General features: G+C 70.4%; 12 protein-coding genes and 3 tRNA genes. 4 read left to right on the forward strand and 11 right to left on the reverse strand.

The genetic code is table 11. From position 1 onward, the window contains the following. Positions 1-57: 57 nt before the first annotated feature. Together leuD and leuC are read right to left on the reverse strand one after the other, a co-directional pair. On the reverse strand, positions 58-654 hold the full coding sequence (gene leuD, locus AIIKEEIJ_RS20825; protein ID WP_006934268.1) for a 3-isopropylmalate dehydratase small subunit: 597 nt from the start codon (positions 652-654) through the stop codon (positions 58-60). A 25-nt stretch (positions 655-679) separates the two neighbouring features. After that, positions 680-2,098, reverse strand: coding sequence for a 3-isopropylmalate dehydratase large subunit (gene leuC / locus AIIKEEIJ_RS20830; protein ID WP_029544403.1), 1,419 nt, complete (start codon positions 2,096-2,098; stop codon positions 680-682). Positions 2,099-2,228: 130 nt separating this feature from the next. On the opposite strand from leuC, the gene AIIKEEIJ_RS20835 reads away from it, so the two are divergent. The 3 genes from AIIKEEIJ_RS20835 to AIIKEEIJ_RS20845 are packed head-to-tail and all read left to right on the forward strand — an operon-like array spanning position 2,229 to position 3,730. Further along, positions 2,229-2,933: an IclR family transcriptional regulator gene (locus tag AIIKEEIJ_RS20835; protein ID WP_029544405.1), complete on the forward strand. Its 705-nt coding sequence runs from the start codon at positions 2,229-2,231 to the stop codon at positions 2,931-2,933. A gap of 37 nt (positions 2,934-2,970) precedes the next feature. Continuing rightward, positions 2,971-3,513, forward strand: a complete 543-nt coding sequence (locus tag AIIKEEIJ_RS20840; protein ID WP_006934263.1) for a pyridoxamine 5'-phosphate oxidase family protein — start codon at positions 2,971-2,973, stop codon at positions 3,511-3,513. Positions 3,514-3,562: 49 nt separating this feature from the next. Further along, complete coding sequence (locus tag AIIKEEIJ_RS20845; RefSeq protein ID WP_006934262.1) at positions 3,563-3,730, forward strand: DUF5302 domain-containing protein; 168 nt, start codon at positions 3,563-3,565, stop codon at positions 3,728-3,730. Between the two features lie 53 nt (positions 3,731-3,783). Here the strand turns inward: AIIKEEIJ_RS20845 and AIIKEEIJ_RS20850 are convergent. The 5 genes from AIIKEEIJ_RS20850 to AIIKEEIJ_RS20870 all read right to left on the reverse strand — a co-directional run bounded on the left by AIIKEEIJ_RS20850 (position 3,784) and on the right by AIIKEEIJ_RS20870 (position 6,663). Further along, positions 3,784-3,859: transfer RNA gene (locus tag AIIKEEIJ_RS20850), tRNA-Glu, on the reverse strand. A gap of 59 nt (positions 3,860-3,918) precedes the next feature. After that, positions 3,919-3,994, reverse strand: a tRNA-Glu gene (locus AIIKEEIJ_RS20855). 95 nt (positions 3,995-4,089) lie between these two features. Continuing rightward, a tRNA-Gln gene (locus AIIKEEIJ_RS20860) sits at positions 4,090-4,161 on the reverse strand. A gap of 172 nt (positions 4,162-4,333) precedes the next feature. Then, complete coding sequence (gene gltX, locus AIIKEEIJ_RS20865; RefSeq protein WP_161996475.1) at positions 4,334-5,806, reverse strand: glutamate--tRNA ligase; 1,473 nt, start codon at positions 5,804-5,806, stop codon at positions 4,334-4,336. 80 nt (positions 5,807-5,886) lie between these two features. Next, on the reverse strand, positions 5,887-6,663 hold the full coding sequence (locus tag AIIKEEIJ_RS20870; RefSeq protein ID WP_161996476.1) for a fumarylacetoacetate hydrolase family protein: 777 nt from the start codon (positions 6,661-6,663) through the stop codon (positions 5,887-5,889). 114 nt (positions 6,664-6,777) lie between these two features. Between AIIKEEIJ_RS20870 and AIIKEEIJ_RS20875 the strand changes: the two genes are divergently transcribed. Then, positions 6,778-7,950 carry an MFS transporter gene (locus AIIKEEIJ_RS20875; protein ID WP_006934259.1) on the forward strand — a complete coding sequence of 391 codons (1,173 nt, stop codon included), beginning with the start codon at positions 6,778-6,780 and terminating at the stop codon, positions 7,948-7,950. A 45-nt stretch (positions 7,951-7,995) separates the two neighbouring features. Here the strand turns inward: AIIKEEIJ_RS20875 and AIIKEEIJ_RS20880 are convergent, their stop codons facing one another. The 4 genes from AIIKEEIJ_RS20880 to ilvC form a co-directional block, all read right to left on the reverse strand. After that, on the reverse strand, positions 7,996-9,006 hold the full coding sequence (locus AIIKEEIJ_RS20880) for a 3-isopropylmalate dehydrogenase (RefSeq protein WP_161996477.1): 1,011 nt from the start codon (positions 9,004-9,006) through the stop codon (positions 7,996-7,998). A gap of 82 nt (positions 9,007-9,088) precedes the next feature. Next, entirely contained in the window at positions 9,089-10,681 is a 1,593-nt protein-coding gene (serA, locus tag AIIKEEIJ_RS20885) for a phosphoglycerate dehydrogenase (protein ID WP_006934257.1), read from the reverse strand. A gap of 452 nt (positions 10,682-11,133) precedes the next feature. Next, the gene (locus AIIKEEIJ_RS20890; RefSeq protein ID WP_161996478.1) at positions 11,134-12,840 is read right to left on the reverse strand and encodes a SulP family inorganic anion transporter; all 1,707 of its coding nucleotides are present in this window, start codon (positions 12,838-12,840) and stop codon (positions 11,134-11,136) included. 76 nt (positions 12,841-12,916) lie between these two features. After that, positions 12,917-13,918, reverse strand: coding sequence for a ketol-acid reductoisomerase (gene ilvC / locus AIIKEEIJ_RS20895; RefSeq protein WP_202917364.1), 1,002 nt, complete (start codon positions 13,916-13,918; stop codon positions 12,917-12,919). Between the last annotated feature and the right edge of the window lie 38 nt (positions 13,919-13,956).

Below are 13,956 nucleotides of genomic sequence, written 5' to 3' on the forward strand. Positions count from 1 at the left end.
GGCCGGATCCGAACGTGTCGTCGGATCCGGCCCGCCCAGGCCCGATTCGGGGCCGGATCAGGGCGCCGGGAGGGTCCGCGGTTTCCAAGACGGCCTTGCGTTTTCGAACTCGGAAATCGCCTCTACCTGCCGTAACGTGAGCCCGATGTCGTCGAGACCCTCCAGCAGACGCCACCGGGTGTAGTCGTCAATGCTGAACGGCACCACGGTGGTTCCGGCGGTCACGGTGCGATGCTCGAGGTCGACCTCCAGCTCCAGTCCCGGCTGTTGTTCGATGAGTTTCCAGAGCAATTCGACGTCCGGCTGCTCGACCTGAGCGGCCAGCAGTCCGGCCTTTCCGGAGTTGCCCCGGAAGATGTCGGCGAAGCGGGACGAGATCACGACGCGGAAGCCGTAATCGGACAGCGCCCACACGGCGTGCTCGCGGGAGGACCCGGTGCCGAAATCCGGCCCGGCCACGAGGACACTGCCCCGGTCGAACGGCGGAGTGTTCAGTACGAAGGCCGGATCCGTGCGCCAGGCGGCAAACAGCCCGTCCTCGAATCCGCTTCGAGTGACCCGCTTCAGATACACCGCGGGGATGATCTGGTCGGTGTCGACGTTCGACCGGCGCAGCGGAACGCCGATGCCCTTGTGAGTGGTGAAGGCTTCCATCGAAATTCTCCTTCGGTTCCGTGACCTAGTCCAGATCCGCCGGAGCGGAGAGAGTGCCGCGCACCGCGGTCGCCGCGGCGACCTCAGGCGAGACGAGGTGGGTGCGCCCGCCCTTGCCCTGGCGGCCTTCGAAGTTCCGGTTCGAGGTCGATGCACAGCGCTCGCCCGGCGCCAGCTGATCCGGATTCATGCCCAGGCACATCGAGCAGCCGGCCTGGCGCCATTCCGCGCCCGCGGCCGTGAAGACCTCACCGAGACCTTCGGCTTCGGCTTGGGCACGAACGCGCATCGATCCGGGTACGACGAGCATACGAACGCCGTCGGCGACCTTGCGGCCCTGGAGAACTTCCGCAACGGCGCGCAGATCCTCGATCCGGCCGTTGGTGCACGAGCCGACGAAGACGGTGTCGACCGGCACCTCACGCAGCGGGGTTCCGGGCTCGAGTCCCATGTACCGCAGCGCCTTCTCGGCCGCGAGGCGCTCACCCTCGTCCGCCATCGCCTCCGGGTCGGGCACCGACGCGCCGAGGGGCGCGCCCTGGCCGGGGTTGGTGCCCCACGTGACGAAGGGCGTCAGGGACGAGCCGTCGATGTGGACCTCGGCGTCGAAAACCGCGTCCTCGTCGGTCTTCAACTGCTCCCACGCGGCCACCGCGGCGTCCCAGTCCGCGCCCTGGGGGGCGTGCGGGCGGCCCTTCAGGAACTCGTAGGTGATCTCGTCGGGCGCGATCATCCCGGCCCGGGCGCCCGCCTCGATGGACATGTTGCAGATGGTCATCCGTGCTTCCATCGACAGCTTCCGGATCGCCTCGCCGCGGTACTCGAGCACGTAGCCCTGGCCGCCGCCGGTGCCGATCCGGGCGATGACGGCGAGGATCAGATCCTTGCTCGTGACGCCGGGCGGCAGTGCGCCGTCGACGGTGATCGCCATGGTCTTGAACGGGCGCAGCGACAGTGTCTGGGTTGCCAGCACGTGCTCGACCTCGCTCGTGCCGATGCCCATCGCCAGGGCACCGAAGGCGCCGTGGGTGGAGGTGTGGCTGTCGCCGCACACCACCGTCATGCCCGGCTGCGTCAGGCCGAGCTGCGGTCCGACGACGTGGACGATGCCCTGTTCGACGTCACCCATCGGATGCAGCCGGATGCCGAACTCCTCGCAGTTGCGGCGCAGCGTCTCGACCTGGGTGCGCGAGACGGGGTCGGCGATGGGCTTGTCGATGTCGACCGTGGGCACGTTGTGGTCCTCGGTCGCGATGGTGAGGTCCGGCCGCCGCACGGGCCGATCCGCCAACCGCAGACCGTCGAACGCCTGCGGGCTCGTGACCTCGTGCACGAGATGCAGATCGATGTAGATCAGGTCCGGCTGTCGCGCCGCGCCCTCTCCCGTACCGCGCACGACCACGTGCTGGTCCCACACCTTCTCCGCCAGAGTCTTTCCAGCCATCTTCTCCACCTGTCGTACGTGACGAACGCGGATCCCGTTCTCGGGGCTGTCCCGGGCCGCGAATGCTGTCGTCCCCGCCCGGTTCCGCGTGGGTTATGCTTCCCATTATGCGAGACGGAGGTATCGACCTATGAGACAGCATAGCGGGATCGGAGTGCTGGACAAAGCGATGGCCGTCCTCCATGCAGTGGCGGAGCAGCCCTGCACTCTCACCGAACTGTGCGCCCGCACCGGACTTCCCCGCGCCACCGCCCACCGGCTCGCGGTCGGGCTCGAGGTGCACCGGCTGCTCGCCCGCGACGGTGACGGCCAGTGGCGGCCGGGTCCCGGTCTGGCCGAACTGTCGGCAGGCGCGGGCGACGCACTCGTCGACGCCGCCTCGCTCGTGCTGCCGCGCCTGCGCGAGATCACCGGCGAGAGCGTGCAGTTGTATCGACGGGAGGGCACCCACCGGGTGTGCGTCGCGGCCCTCGAACCCCCGACGGGCCTGCGCGACACCGTCCTCGTGGGGGCCCGGCTGCCGATGACCGCCGGGTCCGGAGCCAGGGTCCTGCTCGCCTGGGCCGACGCCGCGACGCAGCGGGCGATCCTGCCGGAGGCCGCATTCGGCGAGCGGGTCCTCGCCGAAGTCCGGCGCCGGGGCTGGGCGCAGAGCGTCGCCGAACGCGAACCCGGGGTCGCCTCGGTGGCCGCCCCCGTGCGCGATGCATCCGGGGCCGTCGTGGCCGCGATCTCCGTCTCGGGACCCGTCGACCGCATGGGCCGCCGGCCCGGGGCGCGCTGGGCCGCGGACCTGCTGGCGGCCGCCGACGCGCTGCAGAAGCGACTGCAGTAGCCCGTCCACCCGCCGGCTCCTGTGCGACAGTGCACGGATGGGAACCAACCAGCGCACACAGATCACGATGACCGACGCCGAGATCGGCGACTTTCTCGAACGCAGCCGCGTCGCGACGATGGCGACGATCGGCCCCGGCGGCCTCCCGCACCTCGTCGCGATGTGGTACGCGGTGCTGGACGGCGAGATCTGGTTCGAGACGAAGCTGAAATCGCAGAAGGCGGTCAATCTGCGGCGCGACAACCGGATCAGCGCCCTGGTCGAGGACGGCCACACCTACGACACCCTGCGCGGCGTCTCGCTCGAGGGGCATGCCGAGGTGGTCGAGGATCGAGAGGTGCTGTTCGAGGTGTGCCGCAGCGTGTGGGAACGCTACACCGGCCCCTACACCGCGGAGTTGCGGCCCGCGGTCGAGCAGATGATGCACAAGCGCGTCGCGGTGCGGGTCGTCGCGGACCGGACCCGGTCCTGGGACCACCGCAAGCTCGGGATGCCGGCGATGCCGATCGGCGGCAGCACGGCACCGTACCTGTTCGAGGCCCTGGAAAACCGGGCGACAGACGCCGGGTTGCCGAGTTAGATTCCGGGATGTCCCGGACCGAGCTCCGGGCGAGGGAAGGGAGACAGCGATGAACGACCCGAGCGGGGACCGGATCGCGGAGCAGTTCCGCGCAGCCCTCGAGCGCAAGAATCAGCACGCCCGTCGCGGCTCGGACCATCTCGACGGGAGGGCCAAGGCGCAGGCGCCGCACGGCAGCGCCGACCACCGCCGCAATTTCCGGCGCAAGAGCGGATGACGAGCACAAACAGCGAAGGTCCCTCCGATCCGTGGATCGGAGGGACCTTCGCGTGGTAGCCCCGACGGGATTTGAACCCGCGCTACCGCCTTGAGAGGGCGGCGTCCTAGGCCGCTAGACGACGGGGCCAGGAACTTTCACTGCTCAGAGAAGAACGCCCTTCGAACTCGCGATCGAAGGGCCGTCCGTGGTAGCCCCGACGGGATTTGAACCCGCGCTACCGCCTTGAGAGGGCGGCGTCCTAGGCCGCTAGACGACGGGGCCAGGAACTTTCTTCTCTGTTGCTCCTCCCACCCTGCGGCGGGAAGCTCAGCCAGCTTAACCGGCCGAGGCTCGGTGACAAAATCACCGGGCAGACGCTGGGGTACCAGGACTCGAACCTAGAATGGCTGAACCAGAATCAGCTGTGTTGCCAATTACACCATACCCCAATGGCTTGTTCCGAAGACCTGCCTCGCGGCGCTGCGGCCTCCGTTCCGAACCGAGAAGAAGGTTAGCACCATGGGTGCCCCCAATAACAAATCGCCAGGTCAGAGCGGGTAAATCCACAACCTGCGCGACGCCGGGCCGACCGCGGGGGCGCCGCGGCCGGCCCGGCACCGCTCAGGCGATGCGGGCCCGGGCGGCACGCAGGCGCGTGAGCGAGACGTCCCGGCCGAGCAGTTCCATCGACTCGTACAGGGGCGGGCTGATGTGCGAGCCCGTGAGCGCCACGCGCACCGGCGCGAAGGCCTTGCGGGGCTTGAGGCCGAGCTCGTCGATCAGCGCGGCCTTGAGGGCCTCTTCGAGGGCCGCCGCGCTCCACTCGGCCACACCGTCGGCCGCGGCGATCGTCGCGTCCAGCACGGGCGCGGCGTCGGGGCCGAGGTTCTTGGCCGCGGCCGCCTCGTCGAGCGTGAAGTCGGCCTCGGCCAGGTAGAGGAACTTCAGCAGGTCCCACGCGTCCGAGAGCACCACGATGCGGGTCTGGACCAGCTCGGCCGCCACCGCGAACCGGGCGTCGTCGACGTCACCGGTGATGTGCCCGTGCTCCACGAGGAACGCCTTCAGCCGGGCCGCGAAGTCGGCCGGTTCGAGCATGCGGATGTGCTCGGCGTTGATGGCGTCGGCCTTCTTCTGGTCGAACCGGGCCGGATTCGAGTTGACCTTGGCGATGTCGAAGGCGGCGACCATCTCGTCGAGCGAGAAGACGTCACGGTCGTCGGCCAGGCCCCAGCCGAGGAGCGCGAGGTAGTTGAGCAGTCCCTCGGCGATGAAGCCACGGTCGCGGTGGATGAACAGGTTGGACTCGGGGTCGCGCTTGGAGAGCTTCTTGTTGCCCTGCCCCATCACGAACGGCAGGTGGCCGAACTCGGGCGTGAAATCGGTCACGCCGATGCGCTGCAGCGCCTCGTAGAGCGCGAGCTGGCGCGGGGTCGACGAGAGCAGATCCTCGCCGCGCAGCACGTGGGTGATCCGCATCAGGGCATCGTCGACGGGATTGACGAGCGTGTACAGCGGGATGCCGTTGCCGCGGGTGAGGGCGAAGTCGGGCACGGTGCCGGCCTTGAACGTGGTCTCGCCGCGCACCAGGTCGTTCCACGTCAGGTCGTGATCGGGCATGCGCAGCCGCACCACGGGCTTGCGCCCCTCGTCGCGGTACGCCTGCCGCTGCTCCGCGGTCAGATCGCGGTCGTGGTTGTCGTAGCCGAGCTTCGGGTCGCGGCCGGCCGCGCGGTGGCGCGCCTCGACCTCCTCGGGCGTGGAGAACGACTCGTACGCCTCGCCCGCCTCGAGCAGCCTGGCGACGACGTCGAGATGCAGGTCGCGGCGCTGCGACTGCCGGTACGGCTCGTACGGGCCGCCCACCTCGGGACCCTCGTCCCAGTCGAGGCCGAGCCACCGGAGCGCGTCGAGGATCGCCTGGTACGACTCCTCGGTGTCGCGGGCGGCGTCGGTGTCCTCGATGCGGAACACGAAGGTGCCGCCGTGGTGACGGGCGAAAGCCCAGTTGAACAGGGCGGTGCGCACGAGGCCCACGTGCGGGGTTCCGGTCGGGGACGGACAGAAACGAACGCGTACTTCGCTGTTGGTCATGGCTCACTCGGGTCGAGGGATCGAAAAGTCCCCTCCAGGCTAGTCCCGGGCGTGCCGGCCGCGAAGCCGCGGTCCGCCTGCTACCTGCGCTTGGCGGTCACCGGATTCATCAGCGTGCCGATGCCCTCGACGGTGATCGAGACGGTGTTGCCGTCGACGATCGGCCCGACCCCCTCCGGGGTCCCGGTGAGGATCACGTCGCCCGGCAGCAGCGTCATCACCGCCGAGATCCACTCGATCAGCTTCGGAATGTCGTGCACCATCAACGACGTTCGGCTGCGCTGGCGCGTCTGCCCGTCGACCTCCGCGGAGATCTCGAGATCCGAGGGATCGATGTTCGTCTCGATCCACGGGCCGAGGGGACAGAACGTGTCGTGCCCCTTGGCCCGCGTCCACTGCCCGTCCTGCTGCTGATGGTCGCGCGCGGAGACGTCGTTGGCGACGGTGTAGCCGAGGACGACGTCGAGGGCCTTCGCGGCCGGAACGTCCTTGCAGGGACGGCCGATGACGACGGCGAGCTCCGCCTCGTGGTGGACGAGGCCGCTGCTCGGCGGGAGCACGATCGGCGCCCCCGGGCCGACGATGGAGGTGTTCGGCTTGAGGAAGATCACCGGCTCGTCGGGAACCTCGTTCCCGGATTCGGCCGCATGGGCGGCGTAGTTGCGGCCGACGCAGACCACCTTGCTCGCCAGGATCGGCGCGAGCAGCCGGACGTCGGCGAGCGGCCAGCTGCGGCCGGTGAAGGTCGGGGTGCCGAAGGGGTGTTCGGCGATCTCCTTCGCCGTCGCGGCGTCCCCCTCTCCCTCGATGCTGACGAAGGCGACACCGTCCGGGCTGGCAATTCGACCAAGGCGCATGCCGGGGAGTCTATCCGTGTCGCCGCTGGCGGCCCTGCGGACCACGGGACGCAGGTATAGGCTGCCACCGGGAAGTTCACAATACGGGAATTTTGTTTCAGATAGTGAGATGACATGACGGTTCGGGACATCGGCGCGCGGCGCTGGGTCATCCTGGCGCTCGGCGTGTTCGCGCAGGCGGCCCAGGCGGTCCTCGTCAACGGCGCCGCCTTCCTCATCCCCGCACTCCACGAGGATCGCGGACTCACGCTCGCCCAGGCCGGAACACTTTCGGCCGCGCCGATATTCGGGGTCGTGTTCAGCCTCGTCGCGTGGGGTGCCCTGGCCGACCGGTTCGGCGAGCGGCGGGTCCTGGCCGCAGGGCTCGCACTGGCTGCGGCGGCCACGGCCGCAGCCGCCGCCAGCGGGACCCTGCCGATGCTCGCGCTCATGCTCGCTCTCGGTGGTGCCGCCGCGGCGAGCGCCAACGCCGCGAGCGGTCGCGTCGTCGTCGGCTGGTTCCCGCCGCACCAGCGTGGTCTCGCCATGGGGATCCGGCAGATGTCGCTGCCGCTCGGCGTCGCCGTCGCCGCGTTGACCATTCCGCCGCTCGCGCGCGACCACGGAATCGGCTCGGCCCTGGCCTTCTCCGCCTCGGTGTGTGCCGTCGCCGCGGTGGCGTGCGCGGTCGGCATCGTCGACCCACCGCGGCCGGAACGCGGCCGGGCCGCAGAGCTCGGCCTGCTCGACAACCCCTACCGTGCCGGGCGGTCGCTGCAACGGATCCACGCCGCGTCGGTGCTGCTGGTGGTGCCCCAGTACGTGGTGTGGACCTACGCGCTGGTGTGGCTGATCTCCGAGCGCGGCTGGACCGAGTCCGCCGCGGGCCTGGTCATCACCGCCGCGCAGTTCCTCGGTGCGCTCGGTCGCGTCGCCGCCGGCGGGTGGTCCGACCGGGTCGGCAGCCGCCTGCGGCCGCTGCGGCTCGTGGCGCTCTCCGTCGTGCTGTCCATGGCAGCGCTCGCGGCCGCCGCGCTCACCGACTCGGCCGTCGCCGTCGCGCTGCTGATCGTGGCATCGGTGACGACGGTGGCCCCGAACGGGCTGGCCTTCACCGCCGTCGCCGAGATCGCGGGACCGTTCTGGGGTGGCCGCGCGCTCGGCATCCAGAACACCGGCCAGTTCGTCGCGGCGGCGTGCGTGGGTCCCGCGTTCGGCGGGCTCATCGCACTGGCCGGCTTTCCCGCGGCGTTCGCGCTCGCCGCGCTGATCCCGGCCGCCGCGGTGCCCCTGGTCCCCCGCAAATGAGCCGGTGCGGCCTCCCGGACACCGGGAGGCCGCACCGAGACCGGATCAGAGGGCGGCCGCGATGCGGTCGCCGACCTCCGTGGTCACGATCGGGCCCGTGCCGCGGGCGGCGAGGTCCGCCTCGACCGCACGCTCGACCCGGGCCGCCTCGTCCGCCCGGCCGCGGTGGCGCAGCAGCAGGGCGACCGACAGGATCGCCGCGGTCGGGTCGGCGATGCCCTTGCCCGCGATGTCCGGGGCGCTGCCGTGGACCGGCTCGAACATCGACGGGTTGGTGCCGGAGGCATCGATGTTGCCGCTGGCCGCCAGGCCGATGCCCCCGGTGACCGCACCGGCGAGATCGGTGATGATGTCGCCGAACAGGTTGTCGGTCACGATCACGTCGAACCGGCCCGGGTCGTCGACCATGTAGATGGTGGCGGCGTCGATGTGGCAGTAGGCCATCTCGACCTCCGGGTACTCCGCGCCCACCGTCTCGACCGCACGCGTCCAGATGGCACCGGCGTTGGAGAGCACGTTGGTCTTGTGGATCAGGGTGAGGTGCTTGCGCCGGCTCTGCGCGAGCTCGAAGGCGTAACGCACGACGCGCTCGGCACCGAACCAGGTGTTGACCGAGACCTCGGTGGCGATCTCGTGGGGGGTGCCGACGCGGATGGCGCCGCCGTTGCCGGTGTAGGGGCCCTCGGTGCCCTCCCGCACCACGACGAAGTCGATCTCCGGCTGCGCCGCGAGCGGGGACTTCGCCCCCGGGTACAGCCGCGACGGCCGCAGGTTGACGTGGTGATCGAGCGCGAACCGCATGTTCAGCAGCAGGCCCCGCTCGAGCACGCCCGGGGTGACGGACGGGTCGCCGATGGCGCCGAGCAGGATCGCGTCGTGCGCGCGGATCGCCGCCAGGTCGGCGTCCGGGAGCAGTTCCCCGGTGGCGTTGTACCGCCGGGCACCGAGGTCGTACTCGGTGGTCTCGAGATCGGGGACCAGCGTCCTGAGCACCTTGAGGGCCTCGGCCGTGACCTCGACACCGATGCCGTCACCGGGGATGACCGCAAGCTTCATGGGCACACACTCTCTTCCTCTTCGCGACGACGGCCGCGACCGTGCTCGACGATCGCGGCCATCGGATACAGCGGGGGGTGGTTCAGGACAGGTCGACCTGCGCGACGCGGGCGTCGAGCCGCTCCACGATCTGCGCGACCTCGGTGTCGCCGACGACCCGGTCGACCCGCAGGATCACCGTGGCGCCGGGGCCCTCGACGTCCTGGCTCAGTGCCGCCGCCTGGATGTCGATCCCGGCGTTGCCGAGGACCGTGCCGAGGACACCGAGCACGCCCGGGCGATCCTCGTAGTGGACGACGAGGTTGTGGCCCTCGGCGCGCAGGTCGAAGCTGCGGCCGTTGATGTTGACGATCTTCTCGATCTGCTGCAGGCCGGTCAGCGCACCGGTGACGGTGGTGACGAGACCGTCGGCGGCCACGGCGCGGACCTCCACCGCGCTGCGGTGGGTGGAGGCCTCGCTGTGCTTGTCGACCTCGACACTCACGCCGCGCTGCTCGGCGAGGGCCGGGGCGTTGACGAAGGTGACCGGCTCGTCGCTGCTGGCGGAGAACAGGCCGCGCAGCGCGGCGAGGCCGAGGATCTCGACGTTCTCCGCGGAGAGTTCGCCGCTGGCGACGACCTGCACGTTCTGCACCGCCTCCGGCGAGAGGGTGCCGGCGATCAGGCCGAGCTTGCGCACGAGCTCGAGCCACGGTGCGACCTCCTCGCCGACCGGGCCGCCGGAGACGTTCACGGCGTCCGGGACGAACTCACCGGCCAGGGCCAGCAGCACGCTCTTGGCGACGTCGGTTCCGGCGCGGTCCTGGGCCTCGGTCGTGGAGGCGCCGAGGTGCGGGGTGACGACGGTGTTGTCGAGGTCGAACAGCTTCGAGTCCGTGCAGGGTTCGGAGTGGAAGACGTCGAGGCCGGCGGCGCGAACCTTGCCGGAGACGAGGGCGTCGTGGAGGGCGTCCTCGTCGATGAGACCACCGCGGGCGGCGTTGACGATGATGACGCCGTCCTTGGCCCGCGCGAGCCGCTCGGCGTTGATCAGGCCTGCCGTCTCCTTGGTCTTGGGCAGGTGCACGGAGATGAAGTCGGCACGCTCGATCAGCTCGTCGATGTCGACCAGTTCGATCCCGAGCTGGGCGGCACGGGCCGGCGGCAGGTAGGGGTCGTAGGCGATGACGTGGGTCTCGAAGGCGGCGAGGCGCTGCGCGAAGAGCTGCCCGATCCGGCCCAGACCGACGACGCCGACGGTCTTGCCCAGGATCTCGGTGCCGTTGAAGCTCGAACGCTTCCAGGTGCGCTCACGCAGGGTGCGGTCGGCGGCGGGGATCTGCCGGGCCGTGGCCATCAGCAGCGCCACGGCGTGCTCGGCGGCCGAATGGATGTTGGACGTCGGAGCGTTGACGACCATCACACCGCGCTCGGTGGCGGCCGGGATGTCGACGTTGTCGAGGCCGACGCCGGCGCGACCGACGATCTTCAGCCTCGTGGCGGCGGCGAGGACCTCGGCGTCGACCGTGGTCGCCGAACGGACCAGCAGGGCGTCCGCCTCGGGCACCGCCGCGAGCAGCGCGGGACGGTCCGGACCGTCGACCCAGCGCACCTCGACACCGTCACCGAGCGCATCGACGGTCGACTGCGCCAGCTTGTCGGCGATCAGGACAACGGGACGGCCATTCTGGCTCACGTGCGAACTCCCCTGTGGTTGGTTTGTCTGACGGGTCGTCGACGGCGCCGCACCCCGAGGTGCGCGAATGCAGCCGTGACCGGGCTCAGTTTAGTGCCCGGGCCGTGGCCCCGGGGCCACGGCCCCGGAATGGGTTGCCTACTGGTACGAAACGACCCACGCCCGCGGCGCCACGGCCGCGGTCCGTTCGGACCCGAACGCCGGCGAATCCGAGCCGGGAAGGCCCTCCGGCCGATCCGGTACCTGGTGCCGCCGTCCCGGCGCGAGCCGCATTCCGGTTCCGGAGCGGGACCGTCCGGGTGGCACCTGTGGTCCGGCGAACCTGCGCCCGGGGGAACGTCGCTCGCAGACCACCGACGAGTTCCGTTCGCACGGGCACCGTTTCGCCGGGACCCTGCACCAGGCCGCGGCCCGGCGCGAGTGGACCGCGAGGGCGGAACGCCGTGCCCCGGCTATGCGGGGCCGGGACCCGCGGTGGATCGCCGGTGCCGGAACGCGACGACGGCGGTGCGGACCGTCGGATAGAAGCGGTCCCGGGTGAACCGATCTCCCAGCCCGAACCGCACCAGCCGGTCCTTGATCGGACCCTTCATCGCGGCGAAGGCCAAGTGGATGCCCTTGCCCGCCAGGTACCGGTCCAGGTCGACGAGTTCGTCGACGGCGGTGGTGTCGAGGCCGGTGATCGGTTCCGCGGCGATCACGACCCACTCGACCGGCTCGGGCGATTTCGCGACCAGCGAGCGGACGTAGTCGTCGAAGATCGAGCCGTTGGCGAAGAACAGCGGGGCGTCGAACCGCACGAGCAGCAGGCCCGGGATCCGATGCCCCTCGGGATGGCGGTTGATGTCGTGGAAACCCGCGACGCGGGTGAGCTCGACGAGTTCGGTGCGGTACGGCGACCATGCGTGTCCCACGACGGCGACGAAGGAGAGCCCGATGGCGACGAGAATCCCCTCGAGCACCCCGACGAGCGCCACTCCGAGGAAGGCCGCCGCCGCGAGACCGGCCTCGATCCGGCTCATCCGCCACATGCGGATCACGCCGCGCACGTCGATGAGTGCCGAGGCGGCGACGAGGACGACCGCGGCGAGGGTCGCCTCGGGCAGATAGGCGGTCGCGCCGGGCGCGAGCAGCACGAACAGCAGCACGGCGGCGGCGCCGACCACCCCGACGAGCTGGGTGCGGGCACCGTTCTGCTCGGCGACGGGCGTGCGCGACGAGCTCGCCGAGATGGGGAAACCGCTGAACAGCCCGGTCGCGACGTTGGCGGCGCCGATGGCCTTCATCTCGGTGCTGCCGTCCACGTCGTCGCCGCGGCGGGCGGCGAACGTGCGCGAGAGCACGCCGGTGTCGGCGAACGCGATGAGCGCGACGCCGGCCGCCGGGCCGAGCAGTGCGAGCACGTCGCCCCAGCTCACCGCTGCCACATCGGGCGTCGGCAGTCCCGACGGCAGCGCCCCGACCATGACGATCTCGTCGGTGAGGCCGAGCAGCGCGGACACCACGGACGCCCCGACCACGGCGACCAGGACACCCGGGATGCGCGCCCGCAGGAGGCGGAACGCCACGATGACCGCCAGGGACGCCACACCGACGGTCGCCGCGACGAGGTCGACGTCGCCGGCGGCCACCGCCCGGACGATCGCGGTGGTGTCCTGGAGCAGGCCCGGCTCGTCGATCGAGAAGCCGAGCAGTTTCGGGAGCTGACCGACCACGACGACCAGCGCGATGCCGTTGAGATAGCCGAGCCTGATGGGCTTGGACAGCAGTTCGGTGACGAAACCGAGGCGCAGGAAGCCGGCGACGACGAGGATCACGCCCACGAGCAGGGCCAGAACCCCCGCGAGCGCGAGCGCCTCCTGCGGGTCGCCCGTCGCGGCGAGCGGGAGCACCGCCGCGGCGATGAGCGGGGCGAGGGACGAATCAGGCCCGAGCACAAGCACTTTCGACGGACCCACCAGCGCGTACACCAGCAGCGGGACGATCGTGGCGTACAGGCCGGCGTAGGCGGGCAACCCGGCGGCCGTCGCGTAGCCCATGCCCGCGGGGATGAGCAGCGCGGTGAGTGCCAGGCCGGCGGTGATGTCGGGGCGCAGCCACTCCCGGCGGTAGGTGCGGGCCGTGACGACCCCCGGCAGCTTTCCCAGGCCCCAGGACATCAGCGCATTATCCACCCTGGAACGCCGACGGCCCGGCACCACAGCGGTGCCGGGCCGTCGAAGCGGCGGGATCCGATCAGGCGGTCTCGGTGATCGGGCGGTCCACCCAGCTCATCAGGTCGCGCAGCTGCTTGCCGACGACCTCGATGCCGTGCTCGGCGTTCTCCTTGCGCAGCGACTCGAGCTCCTTGTTGCCGCCCTCGACGTTGGCGACGAGACGCTTGACGAAGGTGCCGTCCTGGATGTCCTTCAGGATCTCCTTCATGCGCTCCTTCGTGCCGGCGTCGATGACGCGCGGCCCGGAGAGGTAGCCACCGAACTCGGCGGTGTCGGACACCGAGTAGTTCATGCGGGCGATGCCGCCCTCGTACATGAGGTCGACGATGAGCTTGAGCTCGTGCAGCACCTCGAAGTACGCCATCTCCGGGGCGTAGCCGGCCTCGACCATCACGTCGAAACCGGTCTTGACCAGTTCCTCGGTGCCACCGCAGAGGACGGCCTGCTCACCGAACAGGTCGGTCTCGGTCTCTTCCTTGAAGGTGGTCTTGATGACGCCGGCCCGGGTGCCGCCGATGCCCTTGGCGTAGGACAGCGCCAGCGCCTGGCCCTCGCCCTTGGGATCCTGGTGGACGGCGATGAGCGCGGGGACGCCCTTGCCGTCGACGAACTGGCGGCGCACGAGATGGCCGGGGCCCTTCGGGGCGACCATCGCGACGGTGACGAACTCCGGCGCCTCGATGAGACCGAAGTGGATGTTCAGGCCGTGGCCGAAGAACAGCGCGTCGCCGTCCTTCAGGTTCGGCGCGATGTCCTCCTTGAAGATCGACGCCTGCGCGGTGTCGGGCGCCAGCAGCATGATGACGTCCGCCCACTCGGAGACCTCGGCCGGGGTGCCGACCGCCAGGCCCGCCTCCTCCGCCTTGGCCCGCGACTTCGAGCCTTCCTTCAGACCGATGCGCACCTCGACACCGGAGTCGCGCAGGCTCAGCGAGTGCGCGTGTCCCTGGCTCCCGTAGCCGATCACCGCGACCTTGCGGCCCTGGATGATCGACAGATCGGCGTCGTCGTCGTAGAACATCTCGACTGCCACAGTTGTTACCTCTCTCAGCAAATAAG

It is taken from the genome of Rhodococcus sp. YH1 (genome assembly GCF_009939605.1).
Classification (GTDB): domain Bacteria; phylum Actinomycetota; class Actinomycetes; order Mycobacteriales; family Mycobacteriaceae; genus Rhodococcus; species Rhodococcus aetherivorans.

Coding starts and splice junctions, on each gene's coding strand:
- gltX (WP_161996475.1), bottom strand. CDS start 5,806: ATGACCAACAGCGAAGTACGCGTTCGTTTCTGTCCGTCCCCGACCGGA.
- AIIKEEIJ_RS20870 (WP_161996476.1), bottom strand. CDS start 6,663: ATGCGCCTTGGTCGAATTGCCAGCCCGGACGGTGTCGCCTTCGTCAGC.
- AIIKEEIJ_RS20880 (WP_161996477.1), bottom strand. CDS start 9,006: ATGAAGCTTGCGGTCATCCCCGGTGACGGCATCGGTGTCGAGGTCACG.
- AIIKEEIJ_RS20840 (WP_006934263.1), top strand. CDS start 2,971: ATGGGAACCAACCAGCGCACACAGATCACGATGACCGACGCCGAGATC.
- AIIKEEIJ_RS20845 (WP_006934262.1), top strand. CDS start 3,563: ATGAACGACCCGAGCGGGGACCGGATCGCGGAGCAGTTCCGCGCAGCC.
- AIIKEEIJ_RS20890 (WP_161996478.1), bottom strand. CDS start 12,840: ATGTCCTGGGGCCTGGGAAAGCTGCCGGGGGTCGTCACGGCCCGCACC.
- AIIKEEIJ_RS20875 (WP_006934259.1), top strand. CDS start 6,778: ATGACGGTTCGGGACATCGGCGCGCGGCGCTGGGTCATCCTGGCGCTC.
- AIIKEEIJ_RS20835 (WP_029544405.1), top strand. CDS start 2,229: ATGAGACAGCATAGCGGGATCGGAGTGCTGGACAAAGCGATGGCCGTC.
- leuD (WP_006934268.1), bottom strand. CDS start 654: ATGGAAGCCTTCACCACTCACAAGGGCATCGGCGTTCCGCTGCGCCGG.
- ilvC (WP_202917364.1), bottom strand. CDS start 13,918: ATGTTCTACGACGACGACGCCGATCTGTCGATCATCCAGGGCCGCAAG.
- leuC (WP_029544403.1), bottom strand. CDS start 2,098: ATGGCTGGAAAGACTCTGGCGGAGAAGGTGTGGGACCAGCACGTGGTC.